The 20740-nt window shown below is 71.6% G+C and carries 15 protein-coding genes; 7 read left to right on the plus strand and 8 right to left on the minus strand.

Annotation, left to right across the window (positions count from 1 at the left end; translation table 11 throughout):
- Nucleotides 1–40: 40 nt before the first annotated feature.
- The gene (locus tag AB0F82_RS30845) at nucleotides 41–2122 is read right to left on the minus strand and encodes a PhoX family protein (RefSeq protein WP_362633319.1); all 2082 of its coding nucleotides are present in this window, start codon (nucleotides 2120–2122) and stop codon (nucleotides 41–43) included.
- Nucleotides 2123–2500: 378 nt separating this feature from the next.
- On the opposite strand from AB0F82_RS30845, the gene AB0F82_RS30850 reads away from it, so the two are divergent.
- Nucleotides 2501–4252, plus strand: coding sequence for a VWA domain-containing protein (locus AB0F82_RS30850; RefSeq protein WP_362633322.1), 1752 nt, complete (start codon nucleotides 2501–2503; stop codon nucleotides 4250–4252).
- 70 nt (nucleotides 4253–4322) lie between these two features.
- Here the strand turns inward: AB0F82_RS30850 and aspS are convergent, their stop codons facing one another.
- On the minus strand, nucleotides 4323–6140 hold the full coding sequence (aspS, locus tag AB0F82_RS30855; protein ID WP_362633325.1) for an aspartate--tRNA ligase: 1818 nt from the start codon (nucleotides 6138–6140) through the stop codon (nucleotides 4323–4325).
- 157 nt (nucleotides 6141–6297) lie between these two features.
- Here aspS and AB0F82_RS30860 point away from each other — a divergent pair, with 157 nt between their 5' ends.
- Complete coding sequence (locus AB0F82_RS30860; protein ID WP_362633330.1) at nucleotides 6298–8469, plus strand: ATP-binding SpoIIE family protein phosphatase; 2172 nt, start codon at nucleotides 6298–6300, stop codon at nucleotides 8467–8469.
- A gap of 111 nt (nucleotides 8470–8580) precedes the next feature.
- On the opposite strand, the gene AB0F82_RS30865 is transcribed toward AB0F82_RS30860, so the two are convergent.
- The 3 genes from AB0F82_RS30865 to AB0F82_RS30875 form a co-directional block, all read right to left on the minus strand.
- Complete coding sequence (locus AB0F82_RS30865) at nucleotides 8581–9576, minus strand: pirin family protein (RefSeq protein ID WP_362633333.1); 996 nt, start codon at nucleotides 9574–9576, stop codon at nucleotides 8581–8583.
- Nucleotides 9577–9815: 239 nt separating this feature from the next.
- Complete coding sequence (locus AB0F82_RS30870; RefSeq protein ID WP_362633336.1) at nucleotides 9816–10766, minus strand: ArsR/SmtB family transcription factor; 951 nt, start codon at nucleotides 10764–10766, stop codon at nucleotides 9816–9818.
- A 73-nt stretch (nucleotides 10767–10839) separates the two neighbouring features.
- Nucleotides 10840–11298, minus strand: coding sequence for an SseB family protein (locus tag AB0F82_RS30875; RefSeq protein ID WP_030647753.1), 459 nt, complete (start codon nucleotides 11296–11298; stop codon nucleotides 10840–10842).
- A 230-nt stretch (nucleotides 11299–11528) separates the two neighbouring features.
- On the opposite strand from AB0F82_RS30875, the gene AB0F82_RS30880 reads away from it, so the two are divergent.
- From AB0F82_RS30880 to AB0F82_RS30890, 3 genes are all read left to right on the plus strand, one after another.
- A complete protein-coding gene (locus tag AB0F82_RS30880; RefSeq protein ID WP_356813617.1) occupies nucleotides 11529–13355 on the plus strand; it encodes an acyl-CoA dehydrogenase in 1827 nt (608 codons plus the stop codon).
- Nucleotides 13356–13529: 174 nt separating this feature from the next.
- Nucleotides 13530–14258: a hypothetical protein gene (locus AB0F82_RS30885; protein WP_356813581.1), complete on the plus strand. Its 729-nt coding sequence runs from the start codon at nucleotides 13530–13532 to the stop codon at nucleotides 14256–14258.
- A 563-nt stretch (nucleotides 14259–14821) separates the two neighbouring features.
- Nucleotides 14822–16114: a M18 family aminopeptidase gene (locus tag AB0F82_RS30890; protein ID WP_030647744.1), complete on the plus strand. Its 1293-nt coding sequence runs from the start codon at nucleotides 14822–14824 to the stop codon at nucleotides 16112–16114.
- A gap of 40 nt (nucleotides 16115–16154) precedes the next feature.
- On the opposite strand, the gene AB0F82_RS30895 is transcribed toward AB0F82_RS30890, so the two are convergent.
- The gene (locus AB0F82_RS30895; RefSeq protein ID WP_362633341.1) at nucleotides 16155–17996 is read right to left on the minus strand and encodes an NHL domain-containing thioredoxin family protein; all 1842 of its coding nucleotides are present in this window, start codon (nucleotides 17994–17996) and stop codon (nucleotides 16155–16157) included.
- Between the two features lie 140 nt (nucleotides 17997–18136).
- On the opposite strand from AB0F82_RS30895, the gene AB0F82_RS30900 reads away from it, so the two are divergent.
- Nucleotides 18137–18691, plus strand: coding sequence for a Uma2 family endonuclease (locus AB0F82_RS30900; protein WP_362633343.1), 555 nt, complete (start codon nucleotides 18137–18139; stop codon nucleotides 18689–18691).
- Nucleotides 18692–18724: 33 nt separating this feature from the next.
- Nucleotides 18725–19378, plus strand: a complete 654-nt coding sequence (locus AB0F82_RS30905; RefSeq protein WP_362633385.1) for an MSMEG_1061 family FMN-dependent PPOX-type flavoprotein — start codon at nucleotides 18725–18727, stop codon at nucleotides 19376–19378.
- On the opposite strand, the gene AB0F82_RS30910 is transcribed toward AB0F82_RS30905, so the two are convergent.
- Nucleotides 19369–19908 carry a DUF4240 domain-containing protein gene (locus AB0F82_RS30910; RefSeq protein WP_356813584.1) on the minus strand — a complete coding sequence of 180 codons (540 nt, stop codon included), beginning with the start codon at nucleotides 19906–19908 and terminating at the stop codon, nucleotides 19369–19371. The two genes, AB0F82_RS30905 and AB0F82_RS30910, sit on opposite strands and share 10 nt — an antisense overlap.
- Before the next feature lie 28 nt (nucleotides 19909–19936).
- Nucleotides 19937–20737: a hypothetical protein gene (locus AB0F82_RS30915; protein ID WP_362633347.1), complete on the minus strand. Its 801-nt coding sequence runs from the start codon at nucleotides 20735–20737 to the stop codon at nucleotides 19937–19939.
- Nucleotides 20738–20740 lie beyond the last annotated feature (3 nt).

Here is a 20740-nt window from a genome sequence, read left to right on the forward strand (position 1 = left end):
GCGCTGTGTTTCACGTGAAACATCTGCCCGGCGCAGGGGATCAGACGCCGATGTTCTTGCCGTCCTTGCGCCAGACCGAGACGACGGCCGGGCGGACGATCTTGCCGGGGCCGTCGGGCCACACCGACTGCGGCTTCTCGACGGACGCGCCGTCGATCTCGCCCGGGTGCTGGACGGCCACCAGGACGCGCTTGTCCTGGATCAGCGGGCCGCAGGTCTCGGCGCCGCGCGGCACGGTCAGGAACTGCTTCAGCTCGCCGCGGCGCTCACCGCTGGTCGCGACGCCGAACAGGCCGTCGTGGGACCCGAGCTGGTTGCCGTCGGTGGAGATCCACAGGTTGCCGTACGGGTCGAAGGCCACGTTGTCCGGGCAGGAGATCGGGCTGACCCTGTCCTTGGGGAAGCCCGCGAAGTACGTCGCCGGGTCGTTGGGGTCACCGGCGACCAGGAAGAGCCGCCAGGCGAAGCCGTCGCCGGCCGGGTCGTCGAAGTTCTCGGCGAGCTCCAGGATCTGGCCGTGCTTGTTCAGGTTGCGCGGATTGGCCTCGGTGGCGCCTTCCTTGCCGGGCTTGCCGCGGTCCGTGTTGTTGGTCAGCGCGACATAGACGCGGCCGGTGCGCGGGGAGGGCTCGACGTCCTCGGGGCGGTCCATCTTGGTGGCGCCCACCTTGTCGGCAGCCTGGCGCGTGAAGACGTACACCTCCTCGGCGGTCATGCCCTCGACGTGCGAGACGTTGCCGGTGGCCAGCTTGATCCAGACGCCGGAGCCGTCGAACTCGCCGTCGGAGGGGAGCTTGCCGGTGCCGTCGAGCTCGGCGGCCGGGGTGTCACCGGTCAGCTTGGCGACGTAGAGGGTGCCCTCGTCGAGCAGCGTGAGGTTGTGCTCCTTCGCCGCGCGGGAGTTGCCCTTCTTCATCTGCTTCGACGAGACGAACTTGTAGAAGTAGTCGAAGCGCTCGTCGTCGCCCATGTAGACGACCGGACGGCCGTCCTCGGTCAGGCGGGGCTGCGCGGCCTCGTGCTTGAAGCGGCCCAGGGCGGTGCGCTTGCGCGGAACGGAGTTCGGGTCGTACGGATCCAGCTCGACGACCCACCCGAAGCGGTGCGACTCGTTGGGCTCCTGGGCCACGTCGAAGCGCTTGTCGAAGCGCTCCCACTTGCGCTCGGTGGCACCGGCGGTCACGCCGTAGCGCTTCAGGCGGGCGGCCCGGGCGGGGTCGGTGACCTGGCCGGCGTTGCCGAAGTACTGGTTGAAGTTCTCCTCGCCGTGGAGGGTGGTGCCCCACGGGGTGGTGCCGCCGGCGCAGTTGTTGAGGGTGCCGAGCACCTTCGTGCCGGTGGGGTCGACGGAGGTCTTCAGCAGGGCGCTGCCCGCGGCCGGGCCGGTCATCCGGAACTCGCTGGTGGCCGTCAGGCGGCGGTTGAGCTGGTGGCGGGAGACCGCGGTGAGCTTGCCGCTGCGGTGGTCCTCCTGGACGACGACCACGGACAGTCCGTGCGCGGCCCAGGCGATCTCGACCTGTTCGCGGGTCGGGTTGGCCGGGTCGTAGGCCTTGAACATGAGGTTCTCGTCCGTGTACTCGTGGTTGGCCACGAGCAGCTGCTGGCGCTCGTAGTCTCCGCCGAGCGGGAGGAGGCTCAGGAAGTCGTTGTTGTAGCCGAACTGACCGGCCTGCGCGGCGGCAGTCTGCTGGTCGGCGTTGAAGCCCGGGGCGCCCTTGACGATCGGGTCTCCCCAGCGGATGACAATGTTCTGCTCGTGGCCCTCGGGGATGGTGACCTTGTCGTCGGTGTTCGGCGCGACGGCCTTGAAGCGCAGGCCGCGGGCGGCCTCGCCGCCCTTGCCGGCACCGGAGGCGTCGGCGGCGGGGGCCGCGTTGGCGGCCTGCCCGGGACCGCTGAGCGCGACGGCGGAGCCGGCGGCGGTGGCTACCGTCACGACGGCGGCGGAGCGCAGCATCGAGCGGCGGGAGTAGGCACGGGCTATGACATCGCCCGCGTACTCGTTGTCGCTTGTGTTCGGCACCTCGTGGAAGCAGGCGTCGCCACAGCGGTAACGACAGGTGAGAGCGGAACGGCCGCTCCCATGCGGGTTGCCGATGAACGGCAGAAGCTTGCGCACGAGTGTCCTCCGAGTAGCTGCGTGGCCGCCGACAACGTGTCGGAACAATCCAGCCGCGACGGTAGGCCCGGGTTGCGCCGAAGCGGCGGCGCAGGGATGAACGATGGGTGAACCGGGCACGTCGGAGCGGCAGTTCGAGACCGGTGTGGTCGCCATGGGGAGCCGGGCGCCACGAAAGGCGCCCCTGCCGAAGATCCAGCCGGGCGGCCGATAACCTTACGTGTCCACTCTGGGCAGGGATCAACCGCGCAGCACGGACAAATGACGCACGCACTCATGCGAAAGGCCTGGCCCATGGGTATTCGGAGCTTGTTGCGCAAGGTGTTCGGACGGTCTGCGGAACCGGTTCCGGAAAATTCGGACGCCACTTCCGCGGCTGTGCCGAACCAAGCGGAACGCAACCCCCTGGATGCCGCCGCCGAACTCGTGGCGGCGTCCTTCGACAATCCGACGGTTCCCCCGCAGACCGCGCGGGACCGCGAGGCGGGTACGGTCCTGACGGCCCCCGCCCCGGCCGCGGACCCCACGGTCCCGGAGGCCCGCCGCCCCTCCCCGGCGGGCTCGCCTGCGGCGAAGCCCGACCCGGCACCTTCCGCTCCTGCGGAGCAGGCGGAGACCACCGAGCCGGAGGCCGCTGCTCCTGCGGAAGCGGATGCGCCGCAGGCGGAGAACGAGGCCCCGGCCGCCGCTGCGGAGCAGGCTGAAGCCCAGCCGGAGGCCGCTGCGGAGCAGGCTGAAGCCGCCGAGCCGGAAGCTCAGGGCGAGACCCCCGCTCCTGCGGAGCAGGCCGACGCCGCCGTCGCGGCGGAGGCGCAGCCCGCCGAGGCCGCCGCCGCGGAGCAGGTCGCGCCGGAGGCGGACACTGCCACCGTTACGGAGCCCGAGGCTCAGGCTGACGCCGCCGAAGCGGACGCGCCGCAGGCCGACACCGTCGAGGCGGAGACCCCCGCTCCCGCGGAGCAGATCGCCGCCGATGCGCCGCAGGCGGAAGCCGCCGAGCCGGAGACTCAGGCCGATGTCGCCGCTCCTGCGGAGCAGGCCGAAGCCACCGCAGTAGAGGAGCCGCAGGCTGCGGAAGCGGGTGCGCCGCGGGCGGAGAACGAGGCCCCGGCCGCCGCTGTGGAAGAGCCCGACACCGCGAAGGCTGCGAAGCCGATCGACACCGCCGAGGCGGAAGCCCCCGCCGCAGCGGAGCCGGCATCGCCGGAGGCGGAAGCCGCCGCTCCTGCGGAGCAGACGGAGACCACCGAGCCGGAGGCCCAGGACGAGACCCCCGCTCCTGCGGAGCAGGCCGACGCCGCCGTCGCGGCGGAGGCGCAGCCCGCCGAGACCGTCGCCCTTACGGAGCCCGAGGCTCAGGCTGGCGCCGCCGAAGCGGACGCGCCGCAGGCCGACACCGTCGAGGCGGAGACCCCCGCTCCCGCGGAGCAGATCGCCGCCGATGCGCCGCAGGCTGAGGCGCAGGGGGAGGGGCCGGCTCACGCGGCTGCCGCCGTGCGGCGGCGGGCGCCCGAGGTGGCCGCCGCGTACAAGGCCGCCGGCCAGGTGCTCCGCGGCAAGGGGAAGGCCGGCGCCCGCGCCAAGGTCTACCTCGTCCTCGACCGCTCCGGGTCGATGCGCGGGTTCTACAAGGACGGCAGCGCCCAGTACCTCGCCGACCACGCCCTCGCCCTCGCCGCGCACCTCGACGACGAGGCGACCGTGCACACCGTGTTCTTCTCCACGGAGGTGGACGGCACCGCCGACCTGACCCTCGACAGCCACTACGGATCCTGGGTCGAGGGCCGCCACGCCGAGCTCGGCCGGATGGGCCGCACCAGCTATCACGTGGCCGTCGAGGCCGTCGTCGAGCACTACCGCGAGGACGGCGGCGAGGGCCCGGCCCTGGTCGTCTTCCAGACGGACGGCGCCCCCGACAACCGCCAGCCCGCGCGGCAGGCGCTGACCGAGGCCGCCGCCACGGCCCCCGGGATCCACTGGCAGTTCGTCGCCTTCGGTGACCACGACTCCAAGGCCTTCGACTTCCTGCGCAAGCTGGACGCCGAGAACGCCGGCTTCTTCCACGCCGGGCCCGCCCCCACGGAACTGACCTCCGCGGCCCTCCTCAAGGGCGTCCTGGAGAAGTTCTAGACACGACGAAGGGCCCGGGGTCGACGACCCCGGGCCCTTCCGCACAGCTACACAGCTACACGGCCACCGCTCAGCGCGCGGCGTCCGGGTGGACGGACTCGGTGACCGGCTTGGCGTCGGCCGCCTTCGTCTCGACCGGCTTGCGCAGCGCGATGTTCAGCTCGCGCAGGCGGGCCTCCTCCAGCACCGTCGGCGCGCCCATCATCAGGTCCTGCGCGTTGCCGTTGAGCGGGAAGGCGATGGTCTCGCGGATGTTCGGCTCGTCGGCCAGCAGCATCACGATGCGGTCCACGCCCGGGGCGATGCCACCGTGCGGCGGGGCGCCGAGGCGGAACGCGCGCAGCATGCCCGCGAACTCGCGCTCGACGGTCTCGGCCTCGTAGCCGGCGATCGCGAAAGCCTTCAGCATGACCTCGGGCTCGTGGTTGCGGATGGCGCCGGAGGACAGCTCGATGCCGTTGCAGACGATGTCGTACTGCCAGGCCAGGATGTCGAGCGGGTCCTTCTCCTCCAGGTCCTTCATGCCGCCCTGCGGCATGGAGAACGGGTTGTGGGAGAAGTCGATCTTGCCGGTCTCCTCGTCCTTCTCGTACATCGGGAAGTCGACGATCCAGCAGAAGCGGAAGACGTTCTCCTCGAAGTGGCCGGCGCGCTTGGCGGCCTCGACCCGGACCGGTCCCATGATCTTGGAGACCTCGTCGAACTCGCCCGCGCCGAAGAACACGGCGTGGCCGGGGACCAGGCCCAGGCGCTCGGTGAGGACCTTGACGTTCTCCTCGGTGAGGAACTTCGCGATCGGGCCGGTCAGGCTGCCGTCCTCGCCGACGCGGACCCAGGCCAGGCCCTTCGCGCCGAGCGAGATCGCGTACTCGCCGAGGCCGTCGAAGAACTTGCGCGGCTGGGCGGCGGTGTCCGGGACGGCCAGGGCGCGCACGTGCTTGCCGGCGAACGCCTTGAACTCCGAGCCCGCGAAGACGTCGGTGATGTCGACGAGCTCCAGCTTGGCGCGCAGGTCGGGCTTGTCGTTGCCGTACTTCAGCATCGACTCACGGAACGGGATCCGCGGGAACGGCGAGGTGACCTCGCGGCCGTTGCCGAACTCGGTGAAGAGCTCGGTCATCAGGCGCTCGATCGGCTGGAAGACGTCCTCCTGCTCGACGAAGGACATCTCGACGTCGAGCTGGTAGAACTCGCCCGGCGAGCGGTCGGCGCGGGCGTCCTCGTCGCGGAAGCAGGGCGCGATCTGGAAGTACCGGTCGAAACCGGAGATCATCAGCAGCTGCTTGAACTGCTGCGGGGCCTGCGGCAGGGCGTAGAACTTGCCCGGGTTCAGGCGGGACGGCACCACGAAGTCACGGGCGCCCTCGGGGGAGGTCGCGGTGAGGATCGGGGTCGCCATCTCGTTGAAGCCGAGGGCCACCATCTTCGAGCGGATCGAGGCGATGACCGCCGACCGCAGCATGATGTTGCGGTGCATGCGCTCGCGGCGCAGGTCGAGGAAGCGGTACTCCAGACGGCGCTCCTCGTTCACACCGTCGTCGGTGTTGATCGTGAAGGGGAGCGGGGCGGCGGCGCCGAGCACCTCGACCTCGGAGACCTCGATCTCGATCTCACCGGTCGGCAGGTCCGGGTTCACGTTGTCCGCGCCGCGGGAGACGACCTTGCCGTCGATGCGGACGACGGTCTCCTTGGAGACGCTGCTGAGGGCCTCGTTCGCGGCGGTGCCGGGGCGGGCCACCAGCTGTGTGATGCCGTAGTGGTCGCGCAGATCGATGAAGAGGATGCCGCCCAGGTCTCGACGGTTGTGCAGCCAGCCGCTCAGTCGGACGTCGGCGGCGACGTCAGAGGCGCGGAGCTCGCCGCAGGTGTGGGACCTGTACCGATGCATCAGTCATCCAGTTCTACGCGATACCAGGGTGGATTCAACCGTCCCAAGGTTACCGTCCGGGACGATGACGGGTCGGGCACTGTCCTGGCGCCTGCGCAAATACGGCCGACAACGCGCGAACAGGCACGTACCGGATGCGACCTGTAAAGATGACCGGGTGCGCACCGAGGATGTCCTGGCCGCCGTCGCGACGGGCCTGTGGAGATGGGACAACGCCTCCGGGACGGTCTCCCTGGATGCGGAGGCCGCCCGGCTCCTCGGGCTGCCCGCCGAACCGGTGGCCCTGCCGGAGGTCGCCGTACGGTCCCGTTTCCACCCGGTGGACTGGAACGAGATCAACGGGATCGTGAACCTGGCCGTCGCCGAGGACACCCTCGCCGAGGCCCGACTGCGGATCATGGACGAGGACGGCCGGGTCCTGCGGACCGTACGCAGCCGCTCCAAGCCCCTGGAGAGGTGGTCGGCCGACGGAAACCTGGACTACGAGCTGATCGGCACCATCCAGGAGATCGCCGAACCCCAGCCGGGCACCACCGCCGCCCACACGCCCATCACGGGCGACTGGCGGCGCTCCCGCGAGGCCTTCCTGCTGGACGCGGGCCGGGCGCTGGCGGAGGCCCGGTCCACGGCGGAGGTGCTGCGGGTCGCGGCCTCGCTGTCGATGCCGGGGTTCAACCCCGACGGGCTCGCCGTCTTCGGCGTGGCCGGGGACCGGCTGTCCGTCATCGGGCACCACGGGCACGACGCCGGGGACGAGGGCCCCTTCACGGACATGCTGCTGGAGACGGACTACCCGGCCGCGGAGGTGGTCCGTACCGGGCGGGCGATCTACCTCCCCACCCCTGACGACTACAAACGGCGCTTTCCGGCCACCTGGCCGCTCGCGCAGCGCTTCGACCGGGTGTCCTGGGCCTTCCTGCCGCTGATCGTGGCCGGACGGACCATGGGCGCTTGGATGGCCGCCTTCAAGCAGCCGGCGTCCTTCTCGCCCGACGAGCGGTCCGTCCTGACGACCGTGGCCCGGATGCTGGCCCAGGCGCTCCAGCGGGCCGGGGTGGCCGAATCCGAGCGGGAACTCACCACGGGCCTGCAACGGTCGATGATGCCGCAGCTCGGCCCGGAGATCCCCGGCATGCGGATCGCCGCACGCTACGTCCCCACGGGCGGCGGGCTCCAGGTCGGCGGCGACTGGTACGACATGATCCCGCTGCCGTCGGGCCGGTTCGCGCTGGTCATCGGCGACGTGCAGGGCCACGACGTCCGGGCGGCCGGCCTGATGGGCCAGCTGCGGATCGCCGTACGGGCGTACGCGTCCGAGGGGCACCGGCCGGACGCGGTGCTCTCGCGGGCCTCCCGCTTCCTCGCCGGGCTGTGCGCCTCCAAGGAGCCCGGCTGCCGGCGGCCGGAGGAGGACCCGGACGCGCAGAGCCCTCGGTTCGCGACCTGCCTGTACGTCGAGTGCGACCCGGAGACCGGAACGCTGGAGGTGGCCCGTGCCGGCCACCCCGACCCCGCGGTGCGGATGACCGACGGCACGGTGCTGATGCGGCCCACCGCCGGCGGGCTCCCCCTCGGGATCGTCCCCGACACCGACTACCCGACGACCAGGTTCACCCTGGAGCCCGGCGAGACGATGATGCTCTGCACCGACGGGCTCATCGAGACCGGCGGGCACGACCTGGACACCGGCTGGGCCCGGCTGCGCGCCGTCCTGGAGGGCGACACGCACGAGGTCGGCGGCCATGAGCCCGGGCACCTGGAAACGCTGGCGGACCTGCTGGTCCAGACCGTGCACGGGCCGTCCTCGCACCACACCACCGGCCCGCTGGCCGACCGCCGCGAGGACGACATAGCCGTGGTCCTGCTGTGGCGCGAGGGCGCGGGCTGCGGCTGCGGCACCCCGACGGCGCACCCGGTCCGCCCGACCCGCCGCACGATGCTGACCGTGGCCCAGGCGGAACCGGAACGCATCGCCGGCGCGCGCCGGCAGGTCCGGGAGCTGCTGCACGACTGGGCCGACGAGGAGCAGGTCGACTCGGCGGTACTGATGGTGTCCGAGATGGTCACCAACGTCCTCACGCACACGGACGGCGACGCCCTGCTGGTCGCGGAGGCGGTGGGCGAGCTGGGCGAGCGCCGGCTGCGCGTGGAGGTGGCCGACTCCAGCGACGAGCTCCCGCACAAGCGGCACCCGGGCGAGATGGCCTCCAGCGGCCGCGGGGTGCTGCTGACGGAGATGTTGGCCGACGCGTGGGGCGTGGACCCGCGCGGTGAGGGCAAGTCGATCTGGTTCGAGCTGTACGAGCAGTCCAAGCGGCCGGACCTGTAGTGCGACAGGGCCCGGCGCCGCCCGCGGCACCCTGTAGGACCCGCTGACGGGGACGCGACAGCCGCACGGGCCGCGCCCCCGTTCCGAGGGGGCGCGGCCCGTGCGGTGGCGTCAGTCCTCCGCCGCCTCGCCCGTGCCGCGGTGGCCGAGGCCCGTACGGGCCGTGGTGGGGATGCGGCCCAGGCGGCCCGCCTGGAAGTCGTCGAAGGCCTGCTGGAGCTCGTGCCGGCTGTTCATGACGAAGGGCCCGTAGTGCGCCATCGGCTCCCGGATCGGGCGCCCGCCGAGGAGGACGATCTCCAGGTCCGGGGCGTTGGAGTCCTGGGACTCGTCCGCCCGCACCGTGAGCGACCCGCCCTCGCCGAAGACGGCCGTCTGCCCGGTGCGGAGGGGGCGGCGGTCCTCGCCGACCGTCCCGCGCCCGGCCATCACGTACGCGAGGGCGTTGAAGTCCTCGCGCCACGGCAGGGTGATCTGCGCTCCGGGCGCGACGGTCGCGTGGATCATCGTGATGGGCGTGTGGGTGATGCCCGGACCCTCGTGGCCGTCGAGCTCACCCGCGATGACGCGGATCAGCGAGCCGCCGTCGTGGGTGGACAGCAGGGTGACCCTGCCGCCGCCGATGTCCTGGTAGCGCGGGGGCATCATCTTGTCGGAGGCCGGCAGATTCACCCACAGCTGGAGGCCGTGGAAGAGCCCGCCGCTGACCACGAGGGACTCCGGCGGGGCCTCGATGTGCAGCAGGCCGGAACCGGCGGTCATCCACTGGGTGTCGCCGCCGTTGATGATGCCGCCGCCGCCGTTGCTGTCCTGGTGGACGAAGGTCCCGTCGATCAGGTACGTGACGGTCTCGAAGCCGCGGTGCGGGTGCCAGGGGGTGCCCTTCGGCTCGCCCGGCGCGTACTCCACCTCGCCCATCTGATCCATCATGATGAACGGGTCGAGGTACTGGTAGTTGATCCCGGCGAACGCGCGCCGCACCGGGAATCCCTCACCCTCGAAACCACTCGGAGCGGAGACGACGGCCACCACCTTGCGCGGGACGGCCGCCTGCGGCTCGGCCACGCGCGGAAGCGCCAACGGGTTCTCAACAGTCACTGCGGGCATGGTCAGGACCTCCTTGTGATCCGAGTTTAGTTGAAACTCGAACTTTCTGCCACACCCCACAGAACAGAGTGGCCCCCGGGGGCATTCCCCGGGGGCCGCCGCCCCGCCGACCTGCGTGTCCCGGCCGGCGGCGGCGCCGGGACCCCCGTACTCGGCGCCGCCGCCCAATCCGCCGCGGCACCGATACTTCCGGGCGGGGGACAGGGCGGCGATCCTTTCGGGCAGGGCCGAAGCGTCCGTCAGGCGCCGCTGTGCAGGAGGTCCACGCCGAGGCCCGTCACCGAGTGCAGGACCGCCTTGCCGTCCCGCTCCGTGGTGATGAGGCCCGCCGCGCGCAGGGTGCGGGTGTGTTCGGACACCGACGGCAGGCTGATGTCGAGGTCCCGGGCCAGCTCACTGGTCGTGCGCCGCTCCACCAGCAGCTGCAGCACCGCAGCCCGGGTCCGGCCCAGCAGCGCGTCCAGCGGGCTTCCCACCGGGGCGGGGGAGGTCAGCGGCAGCGGGGTCAGTGCCGGGTGGAGCAGGACGTACGGACCCTCGGGGTGCTCGGCCACCAGCGGGCGGCCCGTCCAGAACGGCGAGGGCATCAGCATCAGCCCGCGCCCGCCGAGGCGTACCTCGTAGTGCGGCGGGCGGTCCACCTCGAAGGCGGCCCCCGACCAGCCGGCCGCCGGGTGCGTACTGGCCAGGCACGCCTTGATGCCGTGGGTGGCCAGCAGCCGCGTGCGCCAGGCGACGTCCGCCCGGAAGGACTGCCGGATCCGCGCCCGGTGCGGGGCCACCAGCACCTCGTACGCGGACCGGATGGCCCCGTCGAGCTGGTCCCAGGCGCCACGGTCCCGGCACCACAGGGCGCGGAGCCAGGAGTCCGGCCCGGGGGCCCGGGCGGCGGCGCGGGCGAGCTGCCCGGCCGTGAGCCCCGGGGCGGCGTCCCGTACGGCGGCCAGCCCCTCCTCCAGGGTGCGCGCGTACGGCTCCACGAACGGGGGGTTGTCTCCGTCGGGCCGCAACAGGTCCAGGAGCGGCAGCGCCCGGTCCGGCAGCTCCCTGCCGACGCGGCCGCGCCAGCGGCCGAAAACGGCCTGCTCGTCCCTGCGCTGCCAGGCGACGAGTGCCATGGCCAGCTCGACCAGCGGCAGCGGCTCGCTCGCGAAGGTGACGTTCAGCAGGTCCTCGGTCGTGAAGTGCACCCTCAGCACGGTCCCCACCCCCGTGGACGTCAGCCGGAACGGCCTCCAGCGGCCGTCTGCGCAGCGTTGGCGTCTAGCCGTACATGCGGCGCATGGCGAAGTCGACCATCTGCTCGACCGCCTTGGCGTCGAAGACCATCCGGTGGTCGCCCTCCATGTCGAGGACGAAGCCGTACCCGGTCGGCAGCAGGTCGATCACCTCGGCGCCGGTGATGACGAAGTACTTGGACTCCTTGCCGGCGTACCGGCGCAGCTCCTTGAGCGTGGTGAACATGGGGATGACCGGCTGCTGCGTGTTGTGCAGCGCCAGGAACCCGGGGGTCTCCCCGCGCGGGCAGTAGACCTTCGAGGTGGCGAAGACCTGTTGGAAGTCCTCGGCGGACATGGACCCCGTGGTGAAGGCCCGTACGGCGTCCGCGAGGGAGGGCGGGGACGGCTCCGGGTACAGCGGCGGCGCCTGCTGCGCGTAGCCCTGCGGGGGCTGCTGCGCGTACTGCTGCTGGGCACCCGGGTTCTGGTCGTAGCCGTACATGCGGCCTACCCTACCGAGCGGCCGCGCCCGTACCGGCCGGTACCGGCCACCGCCGCCCGGCGGGGGCCTCGGCGGGACAGGTCCCGCGCCTTCGGCGGCCCGGCGCGAGCTTGACCCTGGTCACACTCCGGACGTGAGGGTTGCCGTTATTACCGGCGGGTAGCATCATGACGTTACCGATTGGTATGTACGAGGAACCTGTCTCCCCGAGCCTTAACGGAGCCGTCGCCATGGGGCACTACAAGTCGAATCTCCGCGACATCGAGTTCAACCTCTTCGAGGTGCTCGGCCGCGACCAGCACTACGGCACCGGTCCGTTCGAGGAGATGGACACCGAGACCGCCAAGAGCGTCCTGTCCGAGATAGCCCGCCTCGCCGAGAACGAGCTGGCCGAGTCCTTCGCGGACGCCGACCGCAACCCGCCCGTCTTCGACCCGGAGACCAACACCGCGCCGGTTCCGGCCTCGTTCAAGAAGAGCTACAAGGCCTTCATGGACTCCGAGTACTGGCGTCTGGGCATCCCGGAGGAGATCGGCGGCACCGTCTCCCCGCGCTCCCTCGTCTGGGCCTACGCGGAACTGCTGCTCGGCTCCAACCCCGCCGTCTGGATGTACTCCTCCGGCCCGGCCTTCGCCGGCGTCCTCCACGAGGAGGGCAACGAGGCGCAGAAGAAGATCGCGCAGATCGCCGTCGAGAAGCGCTGGGGCTCCACCATGGTCCTCACCGAGCCGGACGCCGGCTCGGACGTGGGCGCCGGCCGCACCAAGGCCGTCCAGCAGGAGGACGGCTCCTGGCACATCGAGGGCGTGAAGCGCTTCATCACCTCCGGTGAGCACGACATGGAGGAGAACATCCTCCACTACGTCCTCGCCCGCCCCGAGGGCCACGGCCCGGGCACCAAGGGCCTGTCCCTCTTCCTCGTCCCGAAGTTCCACTTCGACTGGGAGACCGGCGAGCTGGGCGAGCGCAACGGCGTCTACGCCACGAACGTCGAGCACAAGATGGGCCTCAAGGCCTCCAACACGTGCGAGATGACCTTCGGCGACCGGCACCCCGCCAAGGGCTGGCTGATCGGCGACAAGCACGACGGCATCCGCCAGATGTTCATGATCATCGAGTTCGCCCGCATGATGGTCGGCACGAAGGCCATCGCCACCCTCTCCACCGGCTACCTGAACGCGCTGGAGTACGCCAAGGAGCGCGTGCAGGGCCCGGACCTGGCGAACTTCATGGACAAGACCGCGCCCAAGGTCACCATCACGCACCACCCGGACGTGCGCCGCTCGCTGATGACGCAGAAGGCGTACGCCGAGGGCATGCGCGCCCTCGTCCTCTACACCGCGACCGTCCAGGACGAGATCCAGGTCAAGCAGGCCGCAGGCGAGGACGCCTCCTCCCTCATCGGCCTGAACGACCTGCTCCTGCCGATCGTGAAGGGCTACGGCTCGGAGAAGTCCTACGAGCAGCTCGCCCAGTCCCTGCAGACCTTCGGCGGCTCCGGCTACCTGCAGGAGTACCCGATCGAGCAGTACATCCGCGACGCCAAGATCGACACCCTCTACGAGGGCACCACGGCCATCCAGGGCCAGGACTTCTTCTTCCGGAAGATCGTCCGCGACCAGGGCGCCTCGCTGAACATCGTCTCCGAGACGATCAAGAAGTTCCTGGCCGAGGCCGTCGGCGGCGAGGAGCTGGCCGGCGCCCGCGACGCGCTCGCCAAGGCCGCCGTGGACCTCGAGGGCATCGTCGGCCAGATGATCGTCGACCTCACCGCCACCGGCGAGGACGTCAAGAACATCTACAAGGTCGGCCAGAACACCACCCGCCTGCTCATGGCCTCCGGCGACGTGGTCGTCGGATACCTGCTGCTCAAGGGCGCCGCCGTGGCCGCCGAGAAGCTGGCGACGGCCTCCGCGAAGGACGTCCCGTTCTACACCGGCAAGATCGCCGCCGCGAAGTTCTTCGCCGCGGAGGTCCTCCCGGGCGTCTCGGTCCAGCGCCGGCTGGCCGAGTCCGTCGACAACTCCCTCATGGAGCTCGACGAGGCCGCCTTCTAGGAGGCACCGCCCCCACCCGTGGCACCGCCGGCACCCCGGCACCGCCACGCCGCACACGTACAGCGGCCGGGTCCCCCGCACAGGGACCCGGCCGCTGCCGCGTGCACGGGCCCCGACCGGCGCCCTGTACTGCGGCTTTCCCCGATGTCAGTCGTTCATGGGACGCTCGTAGGCATGAGTCCACAGGATCAGCACGGCAGCAGGGGGTACTCCGTCCCCACCGGGCGGCCGTACGCCCTCAAGGAGCTGCAGGCGAGCCTGGGCAGCCTCGGCGACCACCTGCGCGAGCTCTACGACGGCGCCCACCCCGCCGAGTACGACACCATCGCCGACGCGCTGTACGTGGCCTTCCAGACGGCCGCCGGACTGGCCCCCGCCAAGAGCTACACCGGCTGCCCCGAACACCCCAACGGCGCCCTCGACCCCGAGGCCCCCGAAGGCTGGGGCCGCTGCCTCATCTGCAACGACCGCCGACGCCTCGGACAGCGCCGGCACGGCGGCCCCGGCCCCGCCCCCGCCGGCGAGCAGCGCCGCCTGGGCTACCCCGTACCGGACGGCCCGTACACACTCCAGGCGCTGCGCGCCCACCTGCGCACCGTCGAGGACCAGCGGTTCCACCTGGGCCTGTCCTCCCCCGCCGAGGACTTCGTCCGCATCGCCGACGACCTCCACCGCGCCTTCATCGTGGCCCGCGAACTGTCCCGCCCGCGCAACGCCTCGGGCTGCTCCGAGCACCCCGGCGCCCCCATCGACCCCGACGCACCCCCCGGCGAGGCCTGTATCTTCTGCGCCGGGCGCAGAAGACGCGCGCAGCGCTCCCCGCAGACCCCGGAGATGCTCCCGCGCGTCCGCCGGGGTGAGCGCAGGCAACTGCAGCGCAGATTCGACCGTCCGCCGGGCTGAGAACCAAACGGGACCGCCCACTCGCGTGACGTGCGCGGCGCGGAGCCGGTCCTCCCGGCAACACGCCCGGTCCGGCCGTGACAAAGGGGAACCCGGCCCTCGTTAAGGTGAACCACTCGGCTTCCTCCCCTCCCAGGCGGAGGGGATTCCCACACTCACGCGTGAGGGTCCGTTCCGCCACGGACCGCCCGACCGAGAGGAGGACTCACGATGAGGCCCGACAACCGCTCCGCTGTCGGCAACGGCCGCCCCGGCGGCCGGAAGACCGGTCGCGGCGTTCCCGTCCCGGTCGTGAGGGGTCCCGCAAACCGGGCGCATCGACCACAGCTGCACGAACGTCCGCGACAGTTCCACGGCCTGCGCATCCGTCCGATAGAAACGGTACTTGCACGACCGCTGCGCGGATGGAACACCCACTCCCCCGACGCTACGGTCGGTCACGATCCGAACACAAGCACAGGTCACAGCCTCACGCTTCGGCACTCCGCCGCGGCGAGGCTCCGAGCCGGAACTGCGTTTCCTCACCCGGCTGAAGCCGGGGGCTTCCACACAAGGGAAATACGATGAGCTCTCCCGCCCGCTTCGACCGCGGCCACACCGACGATCTGATGACCTTCCTGACGGCCAGTCCGTCGCCGTACCACGCCGTGGCCAACGCGGCGGAGCGGCTGGAGAAGGCAGGCTTCAGGCAGTTGTCGGAGACGGACGCCTGGGATTCGGGCACCGGGGGCAAGTTCGTGCTCCGCGGCGGCGCGCTCATCGCCTGGTACGTCCCCGAAGGCGCCGCGGCACACACCCCGTTCCGCATCATCGGCGCCCACACCGACTCGCCGAACCTGCGGGTCAAGCCGCTGCCCGACACCGGCTCGCAGGGCTGGCGGCAGATCGCGGTCGAGATCTACGGCGGGACCCTGCTCAACACCTGGCTGGACCGGGACCTGGGCCTGGCCGGCCGGCTGACCCTGCGCGACGGCACCGAGCGCCTCGTGAACATCGACCGGGCGCTGCTGCGCGTGCCGCAACTCGCCGTGCACCTGGACCGGTCGGTGAACAGCGACGGCCTCAAGCTCGACAAGCAGCGGCACATGCAGCCGATCTGGGGCCTCGGCGAAGCGCACGAGGGCGACCTCATCGCGTTCCTGGAGGAGGAAGAGGGCCTGGAGCACGGCTCGGTGGCCGGCTGGGACCTGATGGTCCACTCGATCGAGCCGCCCGCCTACCTGGGCCGCGACCGCGAGCTGGTGGCCGGCCCCCGGATGGACAACCTGCTGTCCGTGCACGCGGGCGTCGCGGCGCTGGCCGCCGTCTCCGGCGCCGAGAAGCTCGACCACATCCCGGTGCTGGCCGCCTTCGACCACGAGGAGAACGGCTCCCAGTCGGACACCGGCGCCGACGGCCCGCTGCTGGGCAACGTGCTGGAACGTTCAGTCTTCGCGCGCGGGGGCACGTACGAGGACCGCGCGCGGGCCTTCGCCGGCACCATCTGCCTGTCCTCCGACACCGGGCACGCCGTGCACCCCAACTACGGTGAGCGCCACGACCCCACGCACCACCCGAGGGCCAACGCCGGCCCGATCCTGAAGGTCAACGTCAACCAGCGCTACGCCACCGACGGCAGCGGGCGCGCGGTGTTCGCCGCCGCGTGCGAGCGGGCCGGCGTCCCGTGGCAGACGTTCGTCTCCAACAACTCGATGCCGTGCGGCACGACGATCGGCCCGATCACGGCCGCCCGCCACGGCATCCAGACCGTGGACATCGGCGTCGCGATCCTCTCGATGCACAGCGCCCGCGAACTGTGCGGCGCGGACGACCCGTACCTCCTCGCCAACGCCCTGGTGGCCTTCCTGGAGGGCTGACCCCCCAGGAAGCCCGCAGGGAAGGCCGGTTGCGCCCCCGCTATCCCTCGTCGTCCATGCCCGCCAGGACGAGAGGCAGCCGGGAGGCGCCGGCGGCGGTGACGCGGACGGGCACCCCCCAGTCCTGCTGGTGGACGTGGCAGGCCGGGTATTCGTTGGCCGGGTCGTCGTCGCAGGACGCCGCCATCGCCGAGACGTGCAGCACGCCCTCGGTGACGTCCGGGTTCAGCGCCAGCTCCCGGAACAGGTCGCTGCCGGCGCCCTCGCCGCCCGCCAGCAGCTCGGGCGGGGTCGAGGAGACGAGCAGGCGGGTGGAGGGCCCGTAGCGGGTGTCGAGCTTCTGCCCGCTGGGGGCCTGGAAGACCACGTCGAGGCGCAGGGTGCCGGGCGCCACCTCGGTGGCGGCCCGCTGGGTGCGGTGGGCGACCGCGTCCACCCGCACCGCCTCCTCCGGGAGTCGCAGCCGCGTCAGGCGGTGCCGGGCGGACTCGACGACCACGATGTCCTCTCCGACGAGCACGGCGTCGCTGGGCTCGCGCAGGTCGGTCGCGAGGGTCGAGACCTGCCCGGTGGCGGGGTCGTAGCGGCGCAGCGCGTGGTTGTACGTGTCGCACACCGCGACCGAGCCGTCGGGCAGGGCCGTCACCCCGAGCGGGTGCTGGAGCAGGGCCTGGGCGGCGTCCCCGTCCCGGTGCCCGAAGTCGAACAGGCCGGTGCCGACGGCGGACGTGACGGCGTAGCCGGTGTCGGTGGGGTGGACGTACCGCAGGGCGCTGGTCTCGGAGTCGGCGATCCACAGCCGGTCCCCGGCGGCGGCGAGCCCGGACGGCTGGGCGAACCAGGCCTCGGCGGCCGGCCCGTCGTGCAGCCCCTCGTTGGTGGTGCCGGCGGCGACCTCGACGGTTCCCTCCGCCGGGTCCCAGGTCCACAGCTGGTGGACACCGGCCATGGCGATCCACACCTTGCCCTGCCACCAGGCCACGTCCCACGGCGAGGACAGGTCCACTTCGAGGGCCGGCCCGGAGGTCGGCGAGCCCTGCCACCACTGCCGCCCGGTGCCGGCGACCGTCTCGACGGCTCCGCTGTCGAGGTCGAGGACGCGCAGCGCGTGGTTGACGGTGTCGGCGACGACCACCCGGCCGTCGGGCAGCAGCGCCAGCCCCTGCGGCTCGCTGAAGCTGTCGCCGGCGAAACCGCGCTCGCCGCTGCCGATGCGGCGTACGACGCTTTCCCCGTCGGCGGCCAGCTCCACCAGTTGGTGCCGCGTGGAGTCCGAGACGAGGAAGTTCCCGCTGGGCAGGAGCAGCCCCTTGCCCGGGAAGCGCAGGTCGCTCGCGACGGGCTCGGGCGCCACGTACGGGCCGTCGCCGCGCCGCAGGGTGCCCTTGGCCTCGTGCTTGGTCTCCAGCTCCTCGACCAGCTTCGCGATGGCGTGGGCGTGCCCCTCGCCGGCGTGCTGGGCGACGACGTAGCCCTCGGGGTCGATCACGACGAGCGTGGGCCACGCGCGGACGGCGTACTGCTTCCAGGTGGCGAGCTCGGGATCGTCGAGGACGGGGTGGTGGACCTCGTAGCGCTCGACGGCGTCGACGACGGCCGCGTGCTCGGCCTCGTGCACGAACTTCGGTGAGTGCACGCCGATGATCACGACGGTGTCGCGGTGCTTCTCCTCCAGCTCGCGCAGCTCGTCGAGGACGTGCAGGCAGTTGATGCAGCAGAAGGTCCAGAAATCGAGGATCGTGATGCGTCCCCGCAGGTCGGCGAGGGTGAGCTCCTTGCCGCCGGTGTTCAGCCAGCCACCTTTGCCGATCAGCTCGGGGGCACGGACACGGGCACGGCGGGGCGCGGGCGCGGGGGTGGGCGCCGGGGCAGCATCGTTCATCCTTCAAGCTTGCCATCCGCCCGTGAACGCCCCGTCACGCCAGTACGACGTTCCCTGCGGGGCGGGGCACCCGCAGGGGTGACAACAGGGAGCGAGAGCCCGTGGGAGCCTGGTCACGGGAAGCAAGGGAGGCGTCCGCAATGACCACCGCGCACGACTACGGCGAAGGCATCGACCCCGAGAGCGCGCTGAAGTACGCCATCCAGCACCACAGCGGAGACCGGACGGAGATCGTCGAAGGCGTCATCACCAACGTGACGCCGAGTTGGGACCACGAGAACGCGGCGGAGGAGATCCGCGACCAGATCCGGCCTCGGGTCAAGGAACTGGACTGCGTCACGGGGTCGGGGAACCTCGACCTTCCGGGTTCGTCGAACTGGTACGTCCCCGACCTGGCCGTCGTCCCCAAGGCGCTGGCGAAGGGCGGGAGCGCCATGCTGCCCGACCAGGTGCTGCTCGTCGTCGAGGTGACCTCGGACTCCAATGCCGAGACCGACCGCGTGGTCAAGCGCAAGCGGTACGCCGAGTACGGGGCGCCGCTCTATCTGCTCGTCGACCGGCTGGAGCGGTCCGTCACCCTGTTCGCGGAGCCCGGGAGCCTGGGGTACACCAAGGTCGACGGGCCGCATCCGTTCGGGACGTCCGTGCGGCTGCCGGAGCCCTTCGGGATCGACCTGGACACCAACGGGCTCTAGGGAGCCGGTAGCGTGCGGGGGGTGACGGGGAGCATGCCGCCTGGCGGGCGGATATTCGAGGCCTTGAGCGCCGGCGCCGTACGTGATGCCGCGCAGTTGCGGGAGCTGTACGAGGAGCCGGGGGAGATGGCGCGGCGCAAGGCCGTCGACCGGATCCACGAGGCCGCCCGAGCGGTCATCGGGCGGTCGTCGCTGGTGTTCGTCGCGAGCGCCGGGGCGGGCGGGCACTGCGACGTGACGCCCCGGGGCGGGCCGCCCGGATTCGTCGCGGTACTCGACGAGTTCACCCTCGCCGTCCCCGACGCCACCGGCAACAAGCGGCTCGACACCGCCCACAACATCGTCGAGACGGGCCGGGCCGGTCTGATCTTCGTCATCCCGGGCCGGGCCACCACGCTGCGCGTGAACGGGCGGGCCTGCGTCTCCGCCGATCCCCGGCTGCTGGAGCAGCTGACCGCCGTCGGCAAGCCGCCGCGCAGCGCGATCGTCGTGCAGGTCGAGGAGGCCTACCAGCACTGCCCGAAGGCGTTCCTGCGCAGCGGCGCGTGGAAGCCCGAGCAGTGGCTCGCCGAGAACGCCGCCCCCAGTTCCGCCGAGGTCACCCTCGCCCACCTGGACATGCCCGGTCTGACGATCGAGGACATCCGGCGGCAGGAGCGCGAATCCCTGCTGTACCGCTACGAATAGTCGAAGAGGGCGCTCAGGCGCGGCAGCCGGGTCGCCAGTTCGGCCGCGTCGTCGAAGTCGAAGTCCCAGGACGGGTCCAGGGGCGGATAGCTGATCGTGAAGGAGTCCGCGGGGAGTTCGCGGCCGGTGGCGCTCTCGTAGGCGGTCCACGCGATCGAGAGGGCGTCCTCGCCCCACAGCTCCAGGCCCTCCGCGGCCGCATCGCGGACCGCCGGGTGGTCCGCGAGGGAGTCCGGGTCGGCCAGGGCGGCGTCGAAGACGGCGCGGCCCTGTGTGAGCAGCCAGCCGCGGAAGTAGTCGAAGCCGTCGTCCGAGCAGCCGCCGTTGATCATGTAGGCCGCGGCCCAGAGCGGGCTGCGGTAGGACTCCGCCAGCAGGTCCCACAGCACCTGCTGGGCCGCGGCTATCTCCGCCTGAGGACGGGCCGCGAGCAGCTCCCCCGCCCGCTGCGCCACCGCGTCCTCACCCGTGTCCGCCGCCGTGTCCGCGCGGGCCGTCTCGATCAGCTGCCAGAACGTCGTCTTGTCCATGGGAGGAGCCTGGCACCCGGCACTGACATCAGCCGAGGAAGGAGTGGAGAGACCTCGTGAGGGCCGTGACGAAGGCGTCCTGCACCTCTGCCGGCACGAGGTCCAGGGACAGGTAGGGGTTGAGGTCCTCCAGCTCGACGAGGAGCAGTTCTCCGGAGGGCGCCCGGCAGGCGTCCACCCGCTGGATGCCGTGCCCGAGGGTGTTCCACTCGACGAAGGAGCGGGCGAAGGCCAGGTCCTCGCCGGTCGGTCGGTAGGGGCGCAGCTCCCAGCGGCGGGCCGGATCGGGGGCGTGGAGGGCGTACTGGAAGGCGTCGTCGACGAAGTAGAAGGACACCTCGTACGTGAAGTCGATGCGCGGCTGGATCAGGACGGCCCCGGCCGGGCCGGCCGGTGTCGCGGTGAAGGTGAGGCCGATGGAGTCGGCGCCCTGCTTGGGCTTGACGACGTACTCGGGCACCTGCGGCAGTTCGGCCAGCCGGGCCGGGTCGTCGATGGTCGGGATGACCGGGTGGCCGGCGGCCGTCAGGTCGAGGAGGTACTGCTTGCCGGCCATGTCGGCGCGGCCGGTGAGGGGGTTGTACACGGGCGTGCCGGCGGCGAGGGCCGCCGCGCGGAAGGCGTCGTACTCCTCCTGGTAGTACAGGACCGGGCCGCTGTTGCGGACGATCACGGCGTCGAAGCCGGGCATCAGGGCGCGCGCGTCGGCGGGGTGGCACAGGGCCAGCGCGAAGTGCTCGCGCAGGCGCGAGGTGAGGAATATGTCCTCGTCGCAATATCGGCGGCCGCGTGCGGGGTACGCCAGGTCGGTCACGTAGAGCAGTGGCATGGG

This window comes from Streptomyces virginiae (genome assembly GCF_040638905.1).
GTDB classification, from domain to species: Bacteria; Actinomycetota; Actinomycetes; order Streptomycetales; family Streptomycetaceae; genus Streptomyces; species Streptomyces virginiae_B.